The organism is Metabacillus sp. KJ11-3 (genome assembly GCF_055808295.1).
This window is the reverse complement of sequence record NZ_CM147865.1, coordinates 4,834,068-4,859,825: the sequence shown is the minus strand read 5'-3', so window position 1 is coordinate 4,859,825 and position 25,758 is coordinate 4,834,068. Positions and strand designations below refer to the sequence as shown.

At 38.1% G+C, this 25,758-nt stretch carries 20 protein-coding genes and 1 pseudogene; 7 read left to right on the top strand and 14 right to left on the bottom strand.

What is annotated here, in order from left to right:
- Positions 1-6 precede the first annotated feature (6 nt).
- The 3 genes from AC0L8O_RS24130 to AC0L8O_RS24120 are packed head-to-tail and all read left to right on the top strand — an operon-like array spanning position 7 to position 4,673.
- A complete protein-coding gene (locus AC0L8O_RS24130; protein ID WP_473445841.1) occupies positions 7-1,839 on the top strand; it encodes a glycosyltransferase in 1,833 nt (610 codons plus the stop codon).
- Positions 1,840-3,591 carry a polysaccharide deacetylase family protein gene (locus AC0L8O_RS24125; RefSeq protein WP_473445840.1) on the top strand — a complete coding sequence of 584 codons (1,752 nt, stop codon included), beginning with the start codon at positions 1,840-1,842 and terminating at the stop codon, positions 3,589-3,591.
- A gap of 14 nt (positions 3,592-3,605) precedes the next feature.
- A complete protein-coding gene (locus AC0L8O_RS24120) occupies positions 3,606-4,673 on the top strand; it encodes a glycosyl hydrolase family 18 protein (protein ID WP_473445839.1) in 1,068 nt (355 codons plus the stop codon).
- A gap of 47 nt (positions 4,674-4,720) precedes the next feature.
- On the opposite strand, the gene AC0L8O_RS24115 is transcribed toward AC0L8O_RS24120, so the two are convergent.
- A complete protein-coding gene (locus tag AC0L8O_RS24115) occupies positions 4,721-4,864 on the bottom strand; it encodes a YwzD family small protein (protein ID WP_473445837.1) in 144 nt (47 codons plus the stop codon).
- 324 nt (positions 4,865-5,188) lie between these two features.
- Between AC0L8O_RS24115 and AC0L8O_RS24110 the strand changes: the two genes are divergently transcribed.
- Positions 5,189-6,820, top strand: a complete 1,632-nt coding sequence (locus tag AC0L8O_RS24110; RefSeq protein ID WP_473445836.1) for an SWIM zinc finger family protein — start codon at positions 5,189-5,191, stop codon at positions 6,818-6,820.
- A complete protein-coding gene (locus AC0L8O_RS24105; protein ID WP_473445835.1) occupies positions 6,813-9,578 on the top strand; it encodes a DEAD/DEAH box helicase in 2,766 nt (921 codons plus the stop codon). Before AC0L8O_RS24110 ends, AC0L8O_RS24105 begins: the two co-directional genes overlap by 8 nt.
- Before the next feature lie 145 nt (positions 9,579-9,723).
- On the opposite strand, the gene AC0L8O_RS24100 is transcribed toward AC0L8O_RS24105, so the two are convergent.
- Together AC0L8O_RS24100 and AC0L8O_RS24095 are read right to left on the bottom strand one after the other, a co-directional pair.
- Positions 9,724-10,041 carry a hypothetical protein gene (locus AC0L8O_RS24100; protein ID WP_473445834.1) on the bottom strand — a complete coding sequence of 106 codons (318 nt, stop codon included), beginning with the start codon at positions 10,039-10,041 and terminating at the stop codon, positions 9,724-9,726.
- 147 nt (positions 10,042-10,188) lie between these two features.
- Positions 10,189-10,536 carry a single-stranded DNA-binding protein gene (locus AC0L8O_RS24095; protein ID WP_026563160.1) on the bottom strand — a complete coding sequence of 116 codons (348 nt, stop codon included), beginning with the start codon at positions 10,534-10,536 and terminating at the stop codon, positions 10,189-10,191.
- A 314-nt stretch (positions 10,537-10,850) separates the two neighbouring features.
- On the opposite strand from AC0L8O_RS24095, the pseudogene sleB reads away from it, so the two are divergent.
- Positions 10,851-11,581: pseudogene (gene sleB, locus AC0L8O_RS24090) on the top strand (spore cortex-lytic enzyme).
- A 73-nt stretch (positions 11,582-11,654) separates the two neighbouring features.
- Here sleB and AC0L8O_RS24085 read toward each other — a convergent pair.
- From AC0L8O_RS24085 to AC0L8O_RS24035, 11 genes are all read right to left on the bottom strand, one after another.
- The gene (locus AC0L8O_RS24085) at positions 11,655-12,572 is read right to left on the bottom strand and encodes a patatin-like phospholipase family protein (protein WP_473445833.1); all 918 of its coding nucleotides are present in this window, start codon (positions 12,570-12,572) and stop codon (positions 11,655-11,657) included.
- A gap of 487 nt (positions 12,573-13,059) precedes the next feature.
- Positions 13,060-13,962 (bottom strand): AEC family transporter, encoded by a 903-nt coding sequence (locus AC0L8O_RS24080; protein WP_473445832.1) that lies wholly within the window; start codon positions 13,960-13,962, stop codon positions 13,060-13,062.
- 39 nt (positions 13,963-14,001) lie between these two features.
- Positions 14,002-15,372: an aldehyde dehydrogenase family protein gene (locus tag AC0L8O_RS24075; RefSeq protein ID WP_473449123.1), complete on the bottom strand. Its 1,371-nt coding sequence runs from the start codon at positions 15,370-15,372 to the stop codon at positions 14,002-14,004.
- 77 nt (positions 15,373-15,449) lie between these two features.
- The gene (locus tag AC0L8O_RS24070) at positions 15,450-16,181 is read right to left on the bottom strand and encodes a GntR family transcriptional regulator (protein ID WP_473445830.1); all 732 of its coding nucleotides are present in this window, start codon (positions 16,179-16,181) and stop codon (positions 15,450-15,452) included.
- Positions 16,182-16,222: 41 nt separating this feature from the next.
- Positions 16,223-17,563 carry a sulfoquinovose isomerase gene (gene sftI / locus AC0L8O_RS24065; protein ID WP_473445829.1) on the bottom strand — a complete coding sequence of 447 codons (1,341 nt, stop codon included), beginning with the start codon at positions 17,561-17,563 and terminating at the stop codon, positions 16,223-16,225.
- Between the two features lie 260 nt (positions 17,564-17,823).
- Positions 17,824-18,552: a GntR family transcriptional regulator gene (locus AC0L8O_RS24060; protein ID WP_026563153.1), complete on the bottom strand. Its 729-nt coding sequence runs from the start codon at positions 18,550-18,552 to the stop codon at positions 17,824-17,826.
- Positions 18,553-18,738: 186 nt separating this feature from the next.
- Positions 18,739-20,778 carry an alpha-glucosidase gene (locus AC0L8O_RS24055; protein ID WP_473445827.1) on the bottom strand — a complete coding sequence of 680 codons (2,040 nt, stop codon included), beginning with the start codon at positions 20,776-20,778 and terminating at the stop codon, positions 18,739-18,741.
- A 75-nt stretch (positions 20,779-20,853) separates the two neighbouring features.
- Entirely contained in the window at positions 20,854-22,632 is a 1,779-nt protein-coding gene (locus tag AC0L8O_RS24050; protein ID WP_473445825.1) for a solute:sodium symporter family transporter, read from the bottom strand.
- A 38-nt stretch (positions 22,633-22,670) separates the two neighbouring features.
- Positions 22,671-23,342, bottom strand: a complete 672-nt coding sequence (locus AC0L8O_RS24045) for a DUF4867 family protein (RefSeq protein ID WP_473445824.1) — start codon at positions 23,340-23,342, stop codon at positions 22,671-22,673.
- A 318-nt stretch (positions 23,343-23,660) separates the two neighbouring features.
- Complete coding sequence (locus AC0L8O_RS24040) at positions 23,661-24,341, bottom strand: transaldolase family protein (protein WP_026563149.1); 681 nt, start codon at positions 24,339-24,341, stop codon at positions 23,661-23,663.
- 264 nt (positions 24,342-24,605) lie between these two features.
- On the bottom strand, positions 24,606-25,022 hold the full coding sequence (locus AC0L8O_RS24035) for a hypothetical protein (protein ID WP_473445822.1): 417 nt from the start codon (positions 25,020-25,022) through the stop codon (positions 24,606-24,608).
- 295 nt (positions 25,023-25,317) lie between these two features.
- On the opposite strand from AC0L8O_RS24035, the gene AC0L8O_RS24030 reads away from it, so the two are divergent.
- Positions 25,318-25,728: a helix-turn-helix domain-containing protein gene (locus tag AC0L8O_RS24030; RefSeq protein ID WP_051475800.1), complete on the top strand. Its 411-nt coding sequence runs from the start codon at positions 25,318-25,320 to the stop codon at positions 25,726-25,728.
- Positions 25,729-25,758: the final 30 nt, after the last annotated feature.

Below are 25,758 nucleotides of genomic sequence, written 5' to 3'. Positions count from 1 at the left end.
GTTCCTATGTCTACTCGTGAAATTATAACAAACCCAAAAAAAGACCGAAGAATATTATCCAATATTCCTGATCCACAAAAAATCCGAAAAAACATTGACAGAAGAGGAATTCATGAAACTCTAGAAGAAGTTGCTGATCCTAACCAAGTATATAAAGCACGACTAGATGGTCAGCGATATATTGCATCATTTCCAGTACGTTTACGAATGCCCTCCATAAAAAAGCAAACTGGTTCATGCATGGATATCTCTAATACAGGAATACTCATTCAACTACCAAGCGAATCTATTAAATTTGAACCAAACCAAGTTGTTAAACTATCTTTCTCTATCCCAGAGGGGGCAATGCCTGAAGGATTTGAATCTAAAGTTACCATGCGTGCCAAGGTTGTTCGTCAATTCACTGAAATATTCGAAGGGAAAGAGCAATATTTATGTGCACTCCAATTTGAACAATCCATTGAAAGTTATTTAAAAAAACGGCATTGGGGACTCTCAATATTCGCTTCAAGTTTGTTTTTACTATTCATTACGCTGCTTGTTCTATTAATGAGAGCTGAAAGTATTATTTATTTTAAGTTTAATAAATTCCTATATTTTTATAGTTTATTAGCCGCTGCCTTTTTGCTTAGTCGGTATGTCTTTGGACTACTCTATCGAAATACATCTGTGAACTTGAATTATCAACCAGGTGTATCGATTATCATTCCTGTTTTTAATGAAGAAGAGTGGATCCAGCGTACTATTCTAAGTTGCATCGATCAAACTTACCCGGTAGATAAACTAGAGGTCATTGTTGTTGACGACTGTTCAACAGATCATACCGCATCGAAAGTAAGAGAAATCATGGAAAAAATCAACTCTGAAGGTGAACGCTTTATGACAAAAGAGCGGATTTCCTTTCATATATTACCTCAGAACGCGGGTAAGCGTGAGGCGTTGGTTGTTGGCGTGAATAAAGCCAAGCATGATTTGGTTGTGTTTGTCGATTCTGATAGTTTTCTTGAACCAAACGCGATTCTAAATATCGTTCAACCATTCCAAGATCCGAAAATGGGCGGTGTAGCAGGACGAACGGAAGTGGAGAACAAATTTACAAACATGTTAACAAAGTTGCAGACTGTACGATATTATATTGCCTTTCGTATTATGAAGGCTGCTGAATCAACATTTGATTGTGTGACTTGTTTATCCGGTCCACTTTCATGTTATCGAAAAAGCCTAGTACTAGAAAATGCGGATGCTTGGTTAAAACAACGATTCTTAGGACATCCAGCAACATTTGGCGATGATCGAAGTATGACGAACTATATTCTTAAAACTCATCGAACTGGTTATCAAGATCAAGCCGTTTGTTCCACTATTGTCCCATCAGATTTTAACGTATTTTTAAAACAACAAATGCGTTGGAAACGTTCATGGCTAAGAGAATCATTGCGTGCTCTGACATTTATAGTAAAAAAAGAACCGTTTATGATGGTATTTTTTCTTATAGGCCTTGTTGTACCAATTGCAGCTCCAATTGTTGTGATCTATAACCTGCTTTACGTCCCTTTAGTACATGGCATCTTTCCAACAACGTTTATCGTAGGACTATTATTAATGGCCTTTATGATGAGTTTTGCTCATTTGCTATTCCGTAAAAGCAAATTATGGTTTTTTGGTGTTATTTTTGTGTTATTTTACGAGTTTATTCTATTGTGGCAAATGCCTGTTGCATGGTTTACGTTCTGGAAATCGACTTGGGGGACGCGTGAAACACCTCAAGACGTATTAGAAAAAGAGAAAAAACAAAACCGTGTACGAAAGAAAAAAGGCAAGTTAAAGGAGGGGGGCTAATTGTCATCTAATCAAAGTATATTTAACTACAAGCTAAAAAATAGAAAAAAGTATGTAAAAGTGATTTTTCAACTAGCAGTCCTTGTATTATTGGTAGGTATTATTATAAGAGCCGTGTTTATTACAGATGAATATAAACCCCTTTCTGCCAAGGAAATGGTTAATTCCGATGGATTTATTGCCCTGTCCTATTTTGGCGTTGATCGCAGCGGCTCAGCAAAATATATCTCGAAGGAAGAATTAGAGAAGCAATTATCTGTCCTAAAAAAACAAGGGTTTGAAACCATTTCTCAGAAACAAATCATTGATTTTTACCAACAAGGAACACCATTACCTGAAAAAGCTTTATTTCTATCATTCGAAGATGGAAGAAATGATTCAAGCATCTTTTCACAAAAGGCATTGGAGACGCTAAATTATAAAGCAACGATGTTTACTTATGCTGATAAAATGGACACAAAAGATACAAAGTTTCTAAAACCACATCATTTACAAGAAATGATAGAAAGTGGTTTTTGGGAACTAGGATCAAACGGCTATAGGCTTACTTATATCAATATTTTCAACGGAGATGGAGAATATTTAGGCGAGATAGAGGAAAATAATGTTCCTGATAAAACTTCAATTGAATATTATAATCACTATTTAATGGACTATTTACGTGATGAATACATGATTCCAAAGGAAACTCGCACAGAGATGGAAGAGCGAATTACAAAAGATTATCAATTCATGCATACCATTTATGAAGATCGTTTTTCGAGTATGCCAAAAGCATATGCAATTATGCATGCCAACTCTTTATACAATAATATGCACCCAGCTGTAGAGGCAGCGAACAACAAGATGATTAAAGAATATTTTTCTCTTCATTTTAATCGTGATGTTTATGCATACAATGATTCAAAACAGGATATCTACAATTTAAATAGATTGCAGGTGGCGCCACACTGGCCGGTGAATCACCTGTTAATGAAAATCCAACATGATTCGAAATGGACGATAGACTTTGAAAATGGCGATAAAAAAATTGCTGATAAATGGAAAATCAGTCATGGTGTTGGTGAGTTTGATCAGCATAAAATCGTTTTAACAACCGAACCTGGTAAAGAAGTGATTGCAACATTAACCGAGAACCTACCATCTAAATTTACTGCCAGCTTTGATTTAAAAGGGAATGTCATGGGAGCACAGTCATTCACTATCCAAAGCGGGGATGATCAAAATCAGCTTAAAATGATAATAGAGAAAAATGTACTCAATGTCTACAATGTAGCAGATCAAAAAGATGAATCAGAGCTTTTGTTTAAGCAGAAACTAGATGAAATAAATTGGAGCGGGCAAGATTATGCTTTTAACAAGGCGACACAGTATGACTTTATGACAACACAACAAGGATCACGAATTGATGAGGATGAATATCCAAGCACATTAAAAAATGATCGTCATATCGTTCTTTCTCTAGCTGATAATAAATTGAAGATCAAGGTTGATAATAAAAGGATTGCAGAGGTAGAAATGCCTTTTTCATCATCTTCTTATCAGTTACTGCTTGGAGGCTCCATGATTTCAAAACAAAACTCTCATGAGCAAGATACTGATTCCATTTACGATTCTATTATCGAAAATGTGATCATTCAGTCACAGGATAAGACATTATACACGGTAGATGAATCAAAAAGTGAATCGTTCCTCCGATCTGTTTCTCAGACTAGCTCAGACATAATTGACTTTTTTATAGAATCTTTTTAATAGGGTGACATTTAATGAACGTTCAAGTAATCCAGAGTATTCCTTTACTCGTTTCTATACTCCTCCTGACTTCTTGTTCATCTACAAACGAAGAAACGGAGTATGTGAAAGTAGAACCGGTTGAGGTTGTGCGAGACATCCACAAATCGCTATGGCTTGTCGATTGGGCATACGAAAAAAGTATAGAAGAAACTTCTGAGTCAATCGAACATATCGATAATATCCTTTTATTCACAACATATTTTACAGAGTCTGGTGAGTTACACCAAACAGAAGATTCGATTAAATTAATTGATCAAGTTCTTCAAGAAAAGGATTTTAAAGAAAAAGAAATCTATCTGACGATTATTAATGACCAATTTATGAACGATGGTACGGTTGTTCATAAAAATCCAGAATTACTGAAAAATTTGCTTTCAACAGCAACAACTCGTCGAGAACATATTGGGCAGATTTTAACGTATGTGAAGGATTATCCAATTGATGGGATTGAAATTGATTATGAAAAAATCCCCATTGACTTGACTGATGAGTTCTTGCTTTTTGCTAAGGACTTGGACAAAGCATTGGAGGAGGCAAGCCTATCATTACGTATTTTAATAGAACCAAGTTTCCCTGTTGATCATTACCCTTTACCTGAAAGTCTAAATTACGTTGTGATGGCTTACAATTTGTATGGATATCATAGTGGGCCCGGACCAAAAGCGGATTATGAATTTTTAGATCGTCTGATTGAAAAATTCCCTAATCACTCAGAGAATATTGGAATAGCCCTATCAACTGGTGGATTTAGTTGGCAAGAAGGTATTGTTAAAAGTTTAACAAATCAACAAATACAGGACTTAATAGACCAATATAACCCACAGCAATCTCGCGATGAGAAGAGTGGAGTGATGTTCTTTGAATATATAGAATCAGGCGAAAATGTTGAAGTTTGGTATGCTGATTCAACTACTTTGACACTATGGAGTGAGTATTTACTGGAGAATGGTGAGTATACTGACTTTTCTTTTTGGAGATCTGGTGGACTCACTGGAGAGACGCTTACGACGTTTGAAAAATTAAGTGATATGGAAAATTAATATTCACACAAAAGATACGAGCACCAATGGCGCTCGTATCTTTTTTATTAGGATGCGTATACTTTCTTTATTTGAGAAATTATGTCTTGAATCATTTCATTTGTTGTGATGTCTGTTCTTGCTTCGCCTTTATCATAGGCACTTAGGAGAATTTGTAACAGCTCTTCTTGTTTCAGCTGATTATCTTTCATATTTCAAAAGTTTCCTTTCTTTATTTTACAATTTCAGACAATATGGGAATATTATAATTGGAAGCTTGCATATAGACAAGTTTTTTTATACAAAAGCTGACAATTAAACCCTAATTTCTAAAAAATTCGTCACTTTTTATTCACATTAACATCCTTCGGAACCATCTCCCTTTTTATGTCCCCGGTTGAATCTCTTCCTAAACCTTTTTGTACCATTTGAAATGAGGTATAATAGATGAATTAGGGTTTATTTCATGATTCGATTTATTCTTACTTTATATATAGCAAAAGCGCTTTGCTTTTTTTGAAAGGAGTCCATTCATTATGCTTGGTCGGGAACTTAGTAAAGAACTTGTACTTGGTGCCGCTGAACAGATTAAACAGTTGCTTTCACATCAGGAAGAAGAGAATCGAAATGTTGTGAAAAAGGGACTCATTTTGTATCGTCAAGGCAGTATTTATAATGTGAGCACAACAAGTCATTCTGTGTCTGCCAAAGTACAGGATGTCACAAGTGTTCAGGTTGAGCTTGATTTAGATGATTTTTCGATGAGTACGTGCACTTGTCCTTCAGATTCAATTTGTCGACATCAGCTTGCAACGTTTCTCTATGTATATGCAAGTGTTGACCGAGTCGGCACGTTTGTTGACCTATGGAAGGAAGAAAAGCCGATTGACGATGTGTTAAAGCATGTAAAGAAGGCGAGTTCGCTTTTAAAGCCTGAAAAAGATTATGAAGATACTCTTGGCAGCTGGATTGCTTTTTTTGATCGGGAATTTGAGCGCTGGTATGAGCAGGTAACTTCTCCTAATCAGCTGTTTCAAAGTCTTTTTCATCATTATTATTCTGCTTTAAAAAAGAAGGCGCCTAAGTCCCCGGAGATGAAGCAATTTTTTATTGTTCAGGCATCTGTTACGGTGTTTTTGAAAATTTTGCAGCTCATTAATGAGACGAAGCCAACCGACTATATGTTACAACATATTATTTATCCTTATCTTGATCAGCTTATCGATAATGTTGAGGTGGCCATTTCTGAGATGAAGCGTTATGCTTTGCCGTTTGCTCTTGATCCTTATTTAGTTGATAGTGTGGAACGTTTCCGTGAGCTGTTGTTTACGAGTAAAGAGTATCAATATGAGCGAACAAATCTCTACAAGCTATTATGGATTGAGCTGCTTCGACGTGATAAATTCATTTCAATCGAGCGCGAATGGCTGGAGGAGCATCTTGAGGAAGAGCAGAAACAAGATCCCTCCTTTGCGATTGAGTTCGAAATGGCGCTTATGCATATGAACTTTCTTCAATCACGTGATGAGGAAATTTTTGAGGTCATGCGCACAAAGCTTACACCATCTGCCCTCCCATTTATCTTTCCTTGGGTAGAGGATATTTTTAAAAAGAAAAATTGGAAGCGACTGTCGAGTTGGATTTCTTATTTATTAAATGGTACGAACGAATATATTAATAGTCCTTTACCATTTGATGAAAAGCGGCAAACGATCCGCTATTTATTGAGATTTATCTCACAGTACGCACGCGCAACCAATGATGATGTGCTGTATGAGCGCGCATGTAAAATGATGCTGCCGTTAAGTTATGCCGAGTATCATGATTTACTTTTAGATAAAGAGCAGTACAAAACTTGGATTGAGCTGCAAACACTGTTAGGGTTCTCCCTTGATGAGATGGATACATATGTCTTAAGGGAAATTGAAAAAAGCGAACCAGGTGTGCTGCTGCCTCTTTATGTTCAGTCTGTTCAACATGAAATTCGGATGAAAACACGTGAAAATTACAAAATGGCTGTACGCTATTTGAAGAGAATTAAAGCTCAGTACAAGAAGTTGAAGCGTGAAGAGGTTTGGGAAAATTATATTTTGCAGCTGGCTGATGAGCATAGACGATTACGTGCTTTTAAAGAAGAGTTAAAGAAAGGAAAGCTCATTCATGATTAATACCATTGAAATTGTGTTGCATGCAGAGCAAATTGAAAACAATGATTTTTATGTGTATTGCACATCTGCACACGGTGATCATCATTTGGAGATTGATGAATTTGCCAGGTATCTTTTTACCTGGCATGAGTCGTCCTTCTTTGGCACAAAGCTCGAGGATATTAGTTACATCGGCATTCCTGCTGTTCAGCTGTCACCTTGGATGATGGTCGAACTCCTTGGAAAAGAAACGTATAATTCGCTTGCGAACATTGAGCTTTCAGATGATGCGCAGAGGTTGGCCGATATTGCCCATGACATTTATGAGCTCATTTCAAACGGTGAGTACCTGCCTGATTTTGAAGGCTGGAAAAATGGTGTGCTGAGATTTAAGGATACCGGTAATGAGCTGGAGGGATTTGCTCTTGACTGGTTTTCTCATGCGATCACGGACATGATTGCACATGATCGTCTTTTGCATGAGGCTTGGGAGGACATCCTTGCGTCATACCCGGTACTCACGACATTTCAAGGTCATTTTATCGACGAAACGGATTTTCTCGAAAAGATCGGTTGGCATAAAGATGAAACTCCATTCACCGTTGGACTGCGCCTGAATGAGCCGGAAACTGACACAGACGAGTGGCAGATGGAAATTATGTTACGAAGCAAGGCAAATCTTGATGAACTGGTACACTATCAAGGGAAAAGTGATCTGCCTAAAAAGTGGCATCCACATCTGGAAAAGATTGAACGTGAGCAGGAGCGCTTTGCCGAGATTGTGCCGTGGTTAAGCTTTGAAACGGGTACAACATATGTGACCGAGGATGAAGCTTGGTTGTTTTTAACAGATGCGAGTGAAACATTGATTAATATGGGCGTGGAGATTTTGCTTCCATCATGGTGGCAGGTTGTCAAGGATTCACAGCTTATGTTGAAGGCTAAGGTTTCTTCCACTCCACGTGGTCAGTCATTTGTTGGCATGAATTCATTGATCGATTTCAACTGGCGTTTTGCGACAAACGGAGTGGAAATGAGTGAAGAAGAATTTCTTAAGCTTGTTTCCGAGCAGCGTCGCTTAGTGAATTTTAAAGGTCAGTGGATTAAGCTTGATCCTGCTTTCATTAAGCAAGTTCAGGCCATTTTGAAGCGGGCGGATAAAGAAGGCCTGCATTTATCTGACATTCTCCATCAGGAACTGAATGCTAGGGATCTTGATGAAGATACTGATGAGATCATGGATACACGTGCGTTTGCAAATATTCAAATCGAGCTGAATCAGCAAATGAAAGGGATGCTTCGTAAGCTCACTGATACAAATGAGCTGCCGACACACGAGGTACCGGCTGATTTTCTGGGCACCCTTCGTCCTTATCAGCAGAACGGTGTTGACTGGCTGTTGTTTTTACGAAGTGTATCATTCGGCGCCTGCCTGGCCGATGATATGGGGTTAGGTAAAACGATTCAAATGATTGCATATTTTTCTTATGTAAAAGAAGTAGAAAAGCCTGAGCAGCCTGCACTGATTGTGGCTCCAACATCTGTTCTTGGAAACTGGCAGAAGGAATTTGAGAAGTTCGCGCCACATCTTCGTGTGAAGCTTCACTATGGTCCGAATCGACCGAAGGAAGAGAAATTTGCGGTGTCCATTGAGAATTATGATGTTGTCATCACCTCCTACGGCTTGTCACATGCGGACTATGAGGAAATTTCCTCGATTCAGTGGAGCACGATTTGCCTTGATGAGGCGCAAAATATTAAAAACGCCCATACAAAGCAATCGAAAGCGATTCGTAAGCTGCGCGGACAACATCACATAGCCTTAACAGGTACACCGATGGAAAATCGCTTAACAGAGCTTTGGTCGATTTATGATTTTCTCAATCATGGTTATTTAGGAAGCTTGCACAGCTTTCATAAGCGCTATGTGTTGCCGATTGAAAAGGATCGGAATATGGAGCAAATCGAACAGCTTCAACGCTACATTAAGCCGTTTTTATTGAGAAGAACAAAACGAGATGAACAGGTTGCCCTTAATCTTCCTGAAAAGCAGGAGCAGAAGGAGTATATTCCGTTATCTATTGAACAGGCATCCTTATATGAACAGCTTGTCAAAGATACGTTTGAACAGGTGAATTCTTTGGCCGGCATGCAGCGTAAGGCATTGATCCTGAAGATGCTAGGAAAGCTAAAGCAAATTTGTAATCATCCTGCTCTTTATTTGAAGGAACAGCAACCGAAAGAATTGGTGTCTCGTTCACATAAAATAGAAAAATTATTGGAATTAACAACTTCCATCCGTGAGCAGCAGGAAAGCTGTTTGATTTTCACTCAATACATCGGCATGGGTGAAATGATGAAGAAGCTGCTTGAGAAGGAATTTGGTGAAAAGGTTCTTTTCTTAAACGGAAGCGTGATGAAAGCAGAGCGTGACCGCATGGTTGAGTCCTTCCAGCGTAAGGAGTTTCCATTCTTGATTTTATCTTTAAAAGCTGGTGGAACCGGATTAAACTTAACAGCGGCAAATCATGTTATCCACTATGACCGCTGGTGGAATCCAGCTGTAGAAAATCAAGCAACAGACAGAGCGTACCGGATCGGCCAGGATCGATTTGTCCATGTTCATAAGCTCGTCACAACCGGAACGATTGAAGAAAAAATCGATGATATGCTCGAGAAAAAGCAATCGTTAAACGACGAAATCATCCAAAGTGAAAACTGGATCACAGAGCTTTCATCAGACGAGCTTGAAGAGCTCTTTACCTTATCAATGAGTTAGGAAGGGAGTTCGTGTTGTGGCAACAAAACAAAAGAGTAAGAAAACAGCAGAAAAAAAAGCCCCTCAGTGGGAGAAGTTAGTGAAGTTAATCGAGAAGAAGGTTTCTAAGTAAGAGCGACAGTTTCGGCTGTCGTTTTTTTGTCGCTTAAATCTTGAGTCTCTCTTCCATAACCTTGATTCTTGTATCATGAATTCCCATTTGTGAGCTCAAATGATACACACCTGATTTTAAATCATTGACATTCATTTCGTACACTTTAAAAGCACCACGATGTTGTTCAAGCTCTGTTTCAATTTTCACAAAATGACTTCTGAATTCTGTGGTCATGTTGTCTACTTTTGTTTCTAGATGTGCCATTCTTCCTTCTAAACGAACAACTCTATCCTTTACATCATGAACATCTTTAGATATATGGTCTAATTTTTTTTCGATACTGACCATAAATTGCAATACTTTATCCACTTTATTCACCTCCTTTTTTACCTATTATACCACCTTAGTCAGAAAAAATCGGCTGATCACAACTTTCCACTCGTGATCAGCCTTCCATTTTGAGGACATAAGGGGATACCATTGATTTTCTCTCATGAAGAGAAGTCGGAGACATAATTAACTTTCCTGCTCAACTAATTCACGCGGCTTACCGCTCATAAAGCGGACTGAATCTGCCACTACTTCTGTTACGTACACGCGGTTGCGTTCAGCATTTTCATAGCTGCGCGTTTGGATGCGGCCTGTCACACCTACGACTGAGCCCTTTCGGCAATAATTTGCCGTGTTCTCAGCTGTTCGTCGCCAAACCGTGCAATTGACGAAATCTGTTTCAATTTCTCCAGCTGCATTTTTAAAGTTCCGGCTTACCGCGAGAGTAATATTGGCGACCGGGGCACCATCCGCGGTATACCGAATTTCCGGATCCTTTGTCAGACGACCGACTAAGATTATTTGATTAATCACCTCAAACCTCCTTTCCTTTCATGTACAACCGTATTGTAAATGATGAATCACAATTGGAAAAATGAGTAAAACTCAGTTTTGTTTAACTGATAGCTCATGAAACTTGTTTTTCTTTGAAGAGAAAATAGCGTTTCCTTTTAAAACTTCAGATGTTTGGACATTTTTTTAAAACAGTTGTAGATATTCATTGCAGGGAATTCTCAAGGTATGAGAGTACTCACTTTTCATTTTATTGTAGCTACTTAATCCATTGATTGAATAAAAGTTTACTCGTAACAAAAAATAACAGTATGTTATGGATCAGGAGGAAAATGATGAGAAATATAAAAAAGAAGAAATATATATTTATTCTTTTAGTCATTCTTTTAAGTGGAACGATTATAACACTCCAGGAAAACAACACTGAAGCCTTTTCAAATCAAGTTATTCAACGAGGATCAGCTGGGGATGATGTCATTGAGTTGCAATCTCGTCTAAAGTATATTGGCTTTTACAAAGGGGAAATTGATGGTGTTATTGGCTGGGGAACATATTGGGCGCTTCGGAATTTCCAATCTGAATTCGGACTCCCTGTCGATGGGTTAGCAGGTTTAAAAACGAGGCAAAAGCTTGTTAGTGTAACAAAATATGAGTACACTAAGGGAGCTGATCAAGCTCAAAAACAAACAGCTATTAATGTTCCAGCTGGTTTTTCTCAAAATGATATTCAACTCATGGCTAATGCTGTGCATGGAGAAGCACGTGGTGAACCTTATATTGGACAAGTTGCAGTCGCAGCTGTTATTTTAAACCGAGTGAAGAGCCCAACATTCCCCAATACAGTATCAGGTGTTATCTTTGAACCATTGGCTTTTACTGCGGTAGCTGACGGACAAATTTGGCTGACTCCTAATGAAACGTCAAAAAAAGCTGTTCTTGATGCTATTAATGGCTGGGATCCGACTGAAAATGCGAATTATTATTTTAATCCTGATACAGCAACAAGCAGCTGGATATGGGGCAGACCACAAATAAAAAAATTGGGAAACATATTTTTTGTAAATAGAATCATTTGTTATACATTTTTGGCATAGCTGCATTCAAAAAAACGCATTCTTCTATAGAATCGCGTTTTTTCTTTATCTATTTTTTCTTTGCATTCTATTGACCTTATATTGTTCAAAATCCCACTTAGATAAAAATTCTTTTGTTGAAGTATAGCCTGATTTATAGAGAAAATCGATTTCATCCTCAGTAAGTTCATAATCAGTTGTGTTGATGTCTCTAGTCGGAATTTGAATCGTGCGTTCAAGCGTTTCTTCGTTTAAATGTCGCAAATCATGGGCTTGAAGCATCGTTTTATAAATATTTTTAATAAGGTGGATTGGCGTAGGTATAACTGGATCTATGTTCACTTCATCTTTTACAAAACGGAAGCCGAATGTTGGAAACCGAGGATTCTTAGTATCAAATAACCATATTGGAAAGTTACTTAGTAAACCGCCATCTAAAATGTAAGATTTTTTACGATCTTTTGTTTTCCATATAACCGGACGATAGAAAAATGGCAAAGATGCACTCATCATAACCGCAGTTGAAATATTTAAATCAGCAGGAGTCATCCTGTAGCGATCCAAATCATCTGGCAAAATAAGCATTTGCCCATTCGAAATATCAGAAGCAATAATCTTCAACTTCCCATCTGGCAGGTCCGCAAATGTCTTAATGCCTTTTTCTAGAAGAAGTGAATCCACCCACGATTCCAAATAATCGTTTTTATAAAGTCCAAGATGAATCATAAATTCTAAAAGAATGCCGAATACGGGAATTCGATGCAAAGTTGTCTTACCGCGGAGCTTTGAAAAATCGAGTACACTTAGACGATCTCTAATTTCATAGCTTGTGTAACCGCTCGCCAAAAGAGAAGCAATTAATGCTCCTGCTGATGTTCCAGCCAATCGTTCCCATTCTACTTTTTCCTCTTCCATTGCTTGAATCGCTCCAATAAAAGCCATTCCCCTAGCCCCGCCACCTTCAAAAACGGCATCTACCTTCAAATTGCCACCACCTCACTATAAGAATTAATGATTAAACTTTCAGGATCGTTCACTGACAATAATTTGGGTTTAAGTTGAAATTTTCAATTTCCTATTTTACATGTTCTAGCATACTTAAAACTTCAAGAAGCCTAATCTAAATTCCTTCCTTATTCCAATATATAGCCACATTCAAAAAGATGTGCCACTAGATCAACTTGCCTGCTTGTTGAAGACATCTATTTATCATGAAATTAAATCACTTCAGTAAGAATTTTATCCCACTCTTAACGGGCAGTAGCGATCCACACTTAAATCCGCTCCAACTTAGTAGCTTTCCTTAGACAATTAACCATTGAAAGGCCTGGGAGTAAGTGATTTTTTCAAAGAAAAAAGGAACGGAAATGGTATGAGAATTTCCGCTCCTTTTTTCTCTTATCGTGACATATTATCCTGAAACCGGGACAAGGAACCTGTCCCCCTGACCCAGGAACCCGACCCGCAAAACTTATAAAACAATGAAAAACGTTACTGGTAATGTTGCCAAGCTTAGTGTTGTACTAACGAGTGTTGCGCTTGATACGAATTCTGGTTCTGTGTTGAATTGCAGAGCGTACATTGTTGTGTTTGCGGCTGTTGGCATTGCTGCCATGATGATCATAATTTGCTTGATCATTTCATCAACTGGCAAGAACAATGTAATTAAATAGGCAATACAAGGTGAGACAGCCAGTTTGGTTACAAGGGAAAGAGACACCTTCCCTTTTTCAAAGTTTTTAAGAGAAATTTTGGCAAGTTGCATACCTAATACAATCATAACTGTTGGAATAGCAGCATCTGCCACCATGTCAATCGCCTGTGTCATAGATTTTACTAGATCAATATGAAAGGTTTGAAGGAGAAAGCCTAAGATTGCCCCATAAACTATTGGCATTCGTTTCACAGCACGAATAGCTGCACGAACTCCGTCTCCTTCTTCACTTCCTTTTGCTGCGTAATATACACCAACCGTACACATCACAAGCTGTTGAATGACCATCAAAATAATGGCATAATCGAGACCAGCTGCCCCAAATAGTAGCAGAACAACAGGTGTCCCGTAATTGCCATTATTCATAAATGATGAGGCTAAGATCATTCCACATGTTTCTTTAACCGAATACTTTCGTATATAAGCAATCAAATACACGACGGCAATTAATGAAAAACAAAGAGCAAATGTATACAAAGCCATATATACATAGGTGATCGTAAAGGTTGTTGTATAAAAGGTTCGAAAAACTAAAACCGGTGACATTAAATAAAGAGCCATCGTCGATATCGTTTTTGTTTCAAATCCAATTTTTTTCTGTCCTATATAACCGAGTGCAAAAATACTAAAGATCGGAATAAGGATAAGGAAGAAATCCACTCATTCACCTTCATTCCTAATTTCGTTATTTCTGGTAACTTATAAGTTTAATACAATAATTCGTTCCTCTGTCATTTCTTCAATGGCATATTTTGGACCTTCTTTACCATTTCCACTGTTTTTCACTCCACCGTATGGCATGTGGTCTACACGATAAGCCGAAGCATCATTAATGATAAGACCGCCTACCTCAATTTCCCGTGCTGCCTTCATTGCAAACTGTAAATCATTTGTGAAAAGACCTGCTTGTAAGCCATAATCTGAATCATTTACTTTCGCAATCACTTCATCTATGTCTTTATATGTTGCTATAGAAACCACTGGACCAAATACTTCCTGTCGACATACTTTCATGTCATCATTAACATTTGTTAGAATAGTAGGCTCATAAAGCGCTCCATCTCGTTTACCACCTAATGCAATCACAGCTCCCTGATCAACTGCTTCGTTTACCCAGCTTTCTACACGTTCAGCTTCACGAAGTCGGATCATCGGTCCAATGTCTGTTCCTTCATCCAATGGATCGCCAACAACTAGTGTTTCTGTTTTTTCCTTTAGAACTTGTAAAAAGTTTTCAAAAGCGTCTTCATGAACATAAACCCGTTGAACAGAGATACAAACCTGCCCGGCATTGTTAAAGCTTTTTTGCGCAATGAGTGATGCTGCTTGCTCAACATTTGCATCATGGTGAACAACTGTTGCTGAATTGTTTCCTAATTCTAATGCGACTTTACGCAGCCCAGCCTTTGAGCGAATATATTCACCGACACGTGGACTTCCTGTAAAGGTAAACATATTAACATCTTTATTTTCCAGTAACCAGTCACCGATTTTCGCACCGTCTCCTGTTAACAGCTGCAAACGACCTTTTGGCAAGCCCGCTTCTTCCATTAATTCTGCTAACATCAGTGCACAAATTGGTGTTACCTCAGCCGGCTTTAAGACAACACTATTTCCGGCAGCAATGGCTGGACCGATTTTATGACAAACTAAATTGACCGGTACATTAAATGGGGTAATCGCTGCAATCACACCTACTGGAACACGTACGGTAAAAGCCATTCTATTTTCAGAGCCTGGTGCGGCTTCTACCGGAACACCTTCCCCATGGATGCGTTTCGCTTCTTCAGCTGAAATCACTAACGTTTGGGCGGCACGCTCGATTTCCCCTCGAGATTCACGAATTGGTTTCCCTACTTCTAATGCAAGCACTTGAGCAAATTGGTCACGACGTTCGACTAATAGTTCCGCGGCTTTCATTAGCACTTCATAGCGTTCGTATGGGGAAAATGGTGTCTTTAGTGCTTCCTTTGCACCTTGTACAGCTGCATCAACATGTTCTTTTTCAGCTATAGAAATAGTTGCTGTTACCTCTTGATTATATTTATTTAACACATCCATAACGTCCATTGTTTTTTCCCATTGTCCATTAATATATAATCCGTATTGTTCTGTTGTGATTGTTGTCACGATTCCCACTCCTTCTTCTATCTCATAAGATCAATATGATATGTGTATGTTTCACTGCTGAACTTTGTTGTGGTAAATTCGATTGGTTGATCTTCATTGCCGAAGCTGAGTCTTTCCATCCTCAGCATAGCCTGACCTCCCCGTATCCCAAGTAAGTCAGCCTCAAATAATGTTGCATTTACTGCTGTAATTTTTTCCTTTGCATGTTTTAAGAAAATATTGTTTTCCTCTAATATTTCATAAAAGGTTGAGTCGTTTAAATCCTGGCATATTAATAATTCTCCGATTTTCTTGGGCCAAAAAGAGCGCTCAATCGCTATCGGTGCCTGGTTGGCAAAACGCAGGCGTTCAATGACTAAGATCTCCTCATCCATTGGTACCTGAAGGACCGATTTTTCATAAGGGAAATCTCTACTCATTGTTACTACCAGTAATTTTGAGCTTGGTACCATTCCCTTTTCTCTTGCTTCCTCTGCAAAACCTTTTAGCTTTGATAAGCTTCCGACAAATAATTGCGGTTTTACAATGGTTCCTTTTCCCTGCTGTCTTTCTAAGATGCCCTCTTGTACGAGAATGGAAATTGCCTGCCGTATCGTTGTTCGGCTGACATCAAACTCTTTCATCAGCTCATTTTCCGTGGGGATCATGGCATTTGGTTTCCATTTCTTTTCTTGAATCTGTTTAATAATCGTGTCTTTCACCCGGATATACAATGAAATGCTTTTCACAGGTTTGCTTCTACCTTCCACCGGAAAAACTCCCTTCATGTAGTAAAGATATAAGGGAAGTTTTAGATAAATACATCTGTGTTTAATTGAAGCAAACGACCAAGCTCAATTAGTTGTTTTGTTACATCGCCATATACTAACGCAAAATGCGGTTCATACCCTGAGTTCATAAGATCATAAAGGGTATTCGTAACATCTGTTGCTAAAGCTACTTCAACAGAAGTGCCAGTAAAAGGTTGTTCAACATCGAGTGCCTCCCCTTTCATGACGAGCAGCCTGTATCCATCAGGTGTATGGCTGACACGGAAAATCGTCACTTCTCCGGCTTTTAATCCAAAGTCCATCGCCAATCCTATTTTTCGATTTGGATGTACGCCGGCTGTTGCACCTGTAGATGGGTGTGCAAGTGAATAAGCACCAGCCCCGCAATGCCAAAACACAACAGAATTTTTCTCCTCGTTTACATGGACTAAGTCACCTAAGTATGGTGCTCCCCCTCTCGTTAATTCTTGTAAAATATACATAGAGATCGATCCATGAATATCAGACTCACATGAAGAAACCATTCCATCTTCCGTAAACTGTGATAAAACAGAACACGGTGCTGCACCTAATTCATTGAAAAAGTCTGGCCAACATCTCATCGCAATTGACTTAATGTTTTCTTCCACGATTTGTTTTTTTACGTAAGTTGAGAACTGAGCGAACTTTTTAACAGTCTCATCCTCACGGTTTAAGCCGATAACCTGTTGTTCTGCACGGTCGATTTCCCCAATCCATTCTTCCTCAGGAAGCTCCACACATTTATGAAAGGCTTCATGCAAATCCATTTTATGAAGCGTTACACCCAGGGCTTCTTTTAACTCATCTTCGTTTGCATCTGAGAAAAAGAATCCTGGTGGGTAATCGCCAACAACACCCATTTTTAATTGATTCAATGATTTCAACACACGCATCACATCAAATTTTTGATTCAATTCTGTTTGTAATTTTTCCTCATCCGGATTTCCAAAAGTAAATGTAAATGGATGGCGGTGGTTTCGTAGAACATTGCTTGTGCTATTGCCGCCTGTTAACGAATTTAATCGCAACCGTCCACCTACACTTGGTTCACGAACAGACCAGACAATCACAGGCTCCCTAAAATACTCAAGCGTTTTTACCATGAATTCTCCATCTGCAAATGTAACACTTTGATAAAGGATCGTATCAATTTCAGAGGAAGCGTTTGTTTGCAAAAATTGTTCTAGCTCTTCTACTGAGGTTAGAATTTCATTTGGCGCCACAATTGTGTGGCCGCTTTCCTCCAACCAGTTCATACTTTGCTTGCGATACGTTTCTCCCGCTTCTAAATCGAATGTCTTTCTCCCTATCGGAAGGTATAAAACAACTGCATATGACATCAACTATTCTCCTTTTCTTTTTCAAGCTTCACAACATTAATTTATCATTACAAATATAAATAGATCACTATCTTTAAAACTACAATTCTTTATTTTTCATAAGATCTTTCAATTCTTTATTCATAGTTACCTTTCAACAAAAAGTAGGTACCTTTAATTCTATGATATGTAAACGTCTACAATATTTCAAGTGTTTTTTCTTTTTTATTTCATTTTTCTACGTTAAAAAGCAGACAATGATTTGCTCACTGTCTGCCTTTTTATCTAGTAAGTTCAATATTATAATGGTATTTATCACTGCGAAATTTTACTTTAGAAAATTCAATGGCCCGATCATCGAGACCATAGCTGATTTTCTCTGTTTCCAGCAGTGCTTCACCGCCCCGAATCCCTAATAAATCCGCTTCATATAATGTGGCATTAATTGCTGAGATCTTTTCCTTGGCTCGTTTTAAAATAATTCCATTTTCCTCTAAGATTTCATAGAATTTCGCACGATCTAAATCTTGATTTTCAAATAGCTTCCCAATATGTGAAGGCCAGCATGTCCGCTCTATAGCAATTGGTTCGGAATCAGCAAAACGTATCCGTTCAATGACTAAAACCTCCTCATTTTCAGGGATATCTAACATTGATTTTTCATGATACAAATCCTTTTTCATTTCGATTCGGAGTAATTTAGATTTTGGAGTTAAGCCTTTCTCAATTGCTTCTTCAGCAAAACCCTTTAATCGTCCATTTCCGGTTAGTTGCTGTGATTTTACAATCGTTCCTTTCCCCTGCTTTTTTTCTAATAAGCCTTCCTGTACAAGTATGGTAATCGCCTGACGTAATGTTGTTCGGCTCACATTAAATTCTTCCATTAACTCTTGTTCTGTTGGAATCAATGAATTCGGTGCCCATATTTTTTCTTGAATGCGCTTAATTAAAATATCCTTTACTTGAAGGTATAGAGCGATATTTTTATTGGGATCAACTTTGGTTTCCAATGCTACCATTCCTTTCCGCTGCTACTTTTCAGACTTCATCTATTTTCACTTAGAATAGGTATTCACTAATCATCATGACTATTATATCATACATACCTACCTTAATTTTAAGTGTGTGTGTTACAAAAATTTGAAGGAATGCTGTACCAAAAAGGCTGTTGAATGCTTCAACAACCTTCTCGTCTCTTACATATTAGCGATCTTCAGAAATGTTTCTTTCCACTCGGAGTGTTTACGATAAAATACAGGTGGTTTTCCGATTGGCGCAGCTACTGTCACATCTCCGCCTTTATATTCCTGACCGGTCCAGAGGTGAACCCATTCATCTTCCGGTAAATAGACATTCCACTCTTTTTGATTTTCCTGATGGACTGGAGCAACCAGTAAGTCCCTGCCATATAAATATTGATATTGAATATGGTAGGCTTTTTCATCTTGTTCATAGTGCATAAATAACGGGCGTTGTACAGGAATCCCGCGTTCTGCGTTTTCCTTTACAAGTGATCTTGTATAGGGTGATAAGGCCACATAAATTTGTGTCATTCTTGCTAAGTGATCTAATGACTCGTCATCATCATCATATTGGAAGCAATCATCCGGACGATTTCCTTCATGTGTTCTCATGACTGGCGTGAAGGCGCCCATCTCAGCCCATCGCATCAATAATTGCTTTGAACGCTTATTGCCGTGTAAGCTGGTGTATCCACCGATATCACTATGATGTAAGCCACAGCCGATCATCCCGGAAGACAATGCAGCTGGTATGACTGAAGCTAAGCCATCGTCTATTGAGAAATCTACACTTTGATCGCCGCCCCAAAGAAGTGTGCAATATTTTTGCACTCCTGTATAGCCTGCGCGCATAAAGTACACAGCTTCACCTAATTTGTTTGCTTCTTGAACTGCCTCATAGTTAACTTTTGCCCATAGCGCAGGCCAAGCATTATGCATGATTTTGGCATCCACACCATTATGAAGCACAACATCTGTTGGTAAATACTCGCCAAAGTCAGCCATCCAGCCGTCAATTCCGAAATCAAGCATATTTTCTTTAATGACGCTTTTATACCACTCAAAGGCTTCAGGATGTGTAAAGTCCACAACTCCGCAATAAAACTCACCAAAGTCTACAAGGTATGTTTCACCTTGTTGATTTAATGCCAAATATCTCTTCTCATTTGCATATTGATAAAGATCACCCTCAACGGCTACATATGGATTAATATAGCCTAAGAATCGGATCCCTTTTTCTTTCCACTCATGAATTTTCTTATCAAGATTTGGGTATTCCTCCGGATTCCATTTCCAGTTCCACATTAATCGTTTTCCGAAGGAGGTGATCCGCTTTCCTTGCCAATCCTGACACCAAACTCCTCCAACCTTCACTCCCTTAGCAAGCGCCTTCTCCAGCTTAGCCTCTACAACATCTGTCCCACCTTGAATTCCAAGCCAAATTCCATCATAGGTCCATTCTGGTAATTCTGGCTGACGTCCAAAGCGTGCTGTGATCTTTTCTACTAAATTTAGAAAGGTGGATGCTCCTTCAAATATAATTTCCTTTGGTACTTCCCATACTTGTAATTCATGAAAATCAGCTTGGCGAAAATCGAAATCAGCATATGCTGTTGTTTCCACATGACAATAATATTTATTGCTTGAAACATAAGTTGGTTGCGGGAAATTGGTATTGTAATAATCTCCGCCAGCTTTGTCCTTCACATCAGCCTGCCATGTAACATAGGTATTCTTGTTTCTGCCAACACCTGGTTCTGATGTCCAAAGCGGAAAGTTTTTTCCTCTCATATTAAAATGAGACAGCTGTTCACCACATCCATACACTTTTTCATGTTGATCCGCTTCAACACGAATCCAAAAACGATTAACACTTTCTTGGGTTTCGACAACTCTTAATACCGCTTGACTATCTTCCACTTTTAACGAGAATGTTACTGTCGGATCTTCCCCTTTAAATCTACTAAGAGATAGGAAAACTGTTTCATCCTCATTTACACATGTTTTGGCATATCGAAGAGCTGTCCTCTCAATGACATAATCATGGATATCGAAATTCCCGCGATACATGTCCATTTTTTCTTCCCCATAACCTACGTAAACAAAAGGTTTCGTGGCTGAATGCTTTACTAATGTTTCTCCATTCCACACTAGTTCAAAACCGTCCTCACGTACTTCTAATTCCATCCCTGTTTTTGAATGAATGTCGATCATGTTCAATCCTCTCGCTTTCTTTCAACCTGGTCTCATAGAAGAGAGTCTAACAACCTGGACAGACTCAATCTCTAATTAAGCAAGTTTTTTATCTTTATTTTCACTCTCTGGTTGTTGATTCGTTAGATAGCTGGAGTATTTTTTCATCCAACTCTTCACTGAAAAAACACCTAAAACAACGGCAACAGCTGTTACCAATATCATGACCGGCCAAAACATTGGAGAAACAATTTCATCACCATAAGCCAGACCTATAGGTGAGAACACGACATATGTCATGACGATTAACGTTAATAACACAACGGTAACAAGTAATGAATATTTCCAAGGAACAAGACTAACTTGCGCATTTGACTTAAAGATATATGGAACTTTCATCGGCTTCATTTTTCCAATGACCATCATTATCGCAACTTCAACGCAGAATAAAATCGCATACACATAGATAAAGTTAATTGGTACCTGGAATCCAAATAATTGGTCTAATCCCCAAACAAGCATATAATACGTGATTACGTGAAAGACAATCACGACCTTCGCAGCAAGTGCCGGAATACGCTTAGAAAGCAAGCCTACTAGAACAATTGTGATAATTGGGATGTTGAAAAACCCTGTAAAGCGGCGGATTAAATCCCATAATCCGTCTGGTGCATTCATAAGCAATGGAGAGATGAAAAAAGATACTAACGCAATAATCGTTCCAAAAATCTTACTAACACGAATTAATTCTTGATCTGTTGCATGTTCTTTTAATGGTTTGTAAATATCTAAAGCAAACATGGTAGCAGCTGAATTTAATAATGAGTTGAACGAGCTTAAAACCGCTCCAAGTAAGACAGCTAAAAAGAATCCTGACATATACAATGGTAATACATCTGCTACTAGTGCCGGGTAAGCTAAATCAACCGGATTCATTCCTTCACCATAAAGTTGGTAGGCAATTAAACCTGGAACCATCATAAAAAACGGAATAGCCAACTTAAAAAACCCTGAGTAAAGAACACCTTTTTGCCCCTCTGCTAAACTAGCTGCACCTAGTGTCCGCTGAATAACATATTGGTTTGTACCCCAATAGAATAGATTCGCTAAAATCATTCCAGTAAAAATCGTTCCAAATGGTACCGAATCCGTACTGGAACCAATGGCATTTAGTTTCTCCGGGTTAGCCTTTACAACTGTTTTCACACCTTCTGCAAAGCTTCCGTCTCCAAGAGTCATAAAACCTAAAACCGGAACAAGAACACCGATAATTAACAATCCAATCCCATTAATCGTATCGGACACAGCAACCGCTTTCAACCCGCCGAAAATGGCATAAACAGCTCCGATAATTCCAACAACCCAAACGATTAACCAAATGGATTCCTCATATGAAATATTAAACATAGCTGGTACATCAAAAAGCTGTAATATCGCTAAAGCACCGGAATATAAAACAGAAGGAACTGTTACTAATATATAACCAAGCATAAACAATAACACAGAAAGACGACGAACCCCTTCATCATAACGTGAACTCAAAAAACCAGGCAACGTTGTAAAAGCACCACCTAAGTACTTTGGAAGTAAATAGAGTGCCATAATGACAACAGCAAATCCTGCTGTTACTTCCCATGCCATATTCGATAAGTTCGCTCGATACGCCTGCCCATTAAGACCAATTAACTGTTCTGCCGATAAATTCGTTAACAATAAAGATCCGGCAATAAAGGTACCTGTTAAGCCGCGGCCAGCCAAAAAGTAACCGGTGGAATCGCTTACATCACCCTTCGTTTTTAAATATGAGATCCAACCTACTAAGCCCATAAAGAAAATGCACGATAAAAGCGTGAACCAGATATTTGACATCTCCATAATTTATATACTCCCTTATTTTTTTATCATCATTTGTCTTAGTAATAAATTTGAATGTTTTCTCCCTTTATTCCTGGATAGGCACCACGATTAATCAATACTTCTCGATCCGGGTGTGCCAACAACCATTTATTCTTCATAAATAATAACGAATCTTCCTCAGTTCTTTTTTCAATCTCTTTATTTAATGGCTGATTCGTTCCATCAGGTAAAATCACAACAACTTTAAAACCTTTATCACTTATTTTACATGGTGCAAAATGAAGAGTTGTCCCGTACAGTTCTACTGCTGTTCCTTTTGGAATAAAAAAGGCTTCAATTTCGCTTGAATCATATTGATTATGTTTAATAGATTGCAATTTTCCTAGTAAAAGGACAATATCTGTCAAAGCGTAATTAATCTCACTGCCCTTATGATATTCTAGACCATTTAGCGTTGAATTAACACCATTACAATAACCAATTTGGATCGGTAGTTGACCATAGAAATGACTCTGAATTTGTTCTTTAACTGGTGTCTCTTCCATTTCTGCAACAGATGGGACATAAATATTTCCTTCATTTGGAATTACTGTATGGTCCATGTATAGATCTAATTCATTGAAATTGTAATTATCTATTATGTTTCCATATGAAGCAAAAGCAGGGTCATTCACATGATAAAAAGGGATATGGTTATTTAGTGTTTTTATGTTTTCAAATTTATCCAAAGGAATTTACCTCCATACAACTTGTGGGTTAAAGGCCCCTCAAAGAAAAAAGATAGGTATCTTTGAGGGATCTTAATAGCCTTTTTATTTTAGGCTCTTTTCTAAAAGATTGTTGTTTTAAATAAGTACTTAAAAACTAAATAGGGTTGATTTGAACGGATATGCGAGACTCCTGTGGGAGCTGTGGGACAGGTGAGACCCCGCAGACGCAAAGCGTTGAGGAGGCTCACCGCCCACCCCACGGAAAGCGAGCAGCCTGGAGCTCAAATCAACAACCTCTACACTTATTACAAAGCAACAATGTTTACGAAAACAGCCTTATTTTAAAACAATTTCTTCTTGTACCGTATTGTCCCAAGCCTTACGGAATACATCCAGACCGTAGTCCGTAAACGCATGATAAAAGCTGTTTTTATAAACATCAAATCCGCATGTTACAATGTGTGCTCCCGCTTTTGCCGCATCAACAATTTGCTTTCCGTTACGAAGTGCCGCAACAATGATTTCTGTATCATAGTTATAACCTTTATAGATATCAACAATATCTTTAATATATTGATTTGTATCTTCCCCGCTATTTTCCTTCCAGCCTACAAATGGTGAAACGAATTTCGCTCCAATTCTTGCTGGCTGTAAAGCCTGTGAAGGGGAAAATACAAGCGTAATATTCGTCCGAACTCCCTCTTTTTCTAGTTCTCTAGCAGCGATTAGCCCTGGCTCTGTACAAGGGATTTTTATAATAAAGTTTGATGAAAGAGCAGCAATTTTTTTCCCTTCCTGGACCATTTCTTTTGCATCATCCAAATGTGGATTGATCTCTGCCGAAATTGGAAAATTTTCTACACCTTTAAATTCACTTCCTACTTCATCTAAAACTGTTAAGAATGACTTTCCGCTTGTCATAATATGACGCGGGTTTGTTGTAACCCCATCAATCCCCCAATTTTCGTATGCGTATTTAATTTCCTCAATTTTGGCACTGTCTAAAAAATATTTCATTTTATTTCCCTCCGTCATCATTAGTTATATTCATAGTGACCTTTTATAAAAAGTAGTTACCTTTGTTATTATCATATGAAAACGCATTCTGAATTTCAAGTGTTTTTTTATTATTTATTTATTCTTTGAATGAGATTGCCTTGCTATAGTAGGGTTAATACGTTGATGCAATTGGGTTACAGCGTTTAATAAAGACTAAAAAGAGAAGTGCAATCAACACTTCTCTTTTCACATTAGGTTATCTAAGTTACTATTTAGGTATGTTTAATAAGGTTGATCCTTTAATCGCTGTATAGGGTTAATAAGGTATGAAAAATGATTTTTGCCTGAGAAGTTTATACTCTGAAGAATACGTTGAAAGGCTTTTGATTGAATGAGCTCATCATTAAGAGGTGTGTCTATGTAGTGTTGTTCATCTTTATCCCGTGTAAAATACTGAATGGACAGGTTACGTTGATCTTGCTGAAAGATGAATCTAAGGATGCTTTTTTTGTCAATGGCTTCATACCGAATATCGACTGTCGCATGAGCTGGTACCCGGAAATGATGGTAGTTATTTGTCCCTACTTCATGATCTCCTACCCGGAGAACGACTAGGTCCTGTGCATTACTTTCTTTTACTTGTAGTGGATTTTTTGCATTTTGTTTTAAATAGATTGACTTCAGCTTATAGTTTTTCATCGTTTACCCTCATTTCTCTTATTTTATCTATAAGTCCCACTGTAAGTATATTCCATATTAGCTGGTCGCTAGAGTTAATTTGTGTTGATATATTGCGAAAAATGACGATATCCGTGGAAAAAGTGTGGCTTGTCTCCATCTTTCTTCATATTTTTGAGATTTTCTTAAAATAGGTCTAAATATCTAAGTTTGTCCGTAATATGAACATTTACTGTATTGTCTTAGATTCGTACATTCCCTCTATCTTTTCTCCTTTACGATAACAGTAAGCTTGGAGAAGGGAATTGTTGGTTCAATGAGAGAGTTAGAAAAATTCCAAATGAATCTTAAATTTTATCGAGAGCAAAACGGATGGTCACAGGAGCAATTAGCGGAGAAAATCAATGTTTCCAGACCTGTCATCACAAGACTTGAAACAGGTGAACAGGAACCGGATTTGTCGTATTTATTAGCATTAAGCGATGCTTTTCATGTAAGCATTGATCATTTAATTGGCAGAGATGAACAAACAAATGATTATTTATATGAAGTTTACGGGAAGTATCAAGCTGATGGCTCTGTCTCTCAAGTTGTTGACTATTTAATTAAAAATCCAAAAATGACACAAAGCTTACAACAGCTTTTACAGGTAAAAACAAAGCACCGTAAGCTTATTGAAGATACAATTATTCGTGTAGTTGAGAATTCATCAAGGATTTCCGAATAATTCCATTCCGCTATTCCAGATTTATAGTAG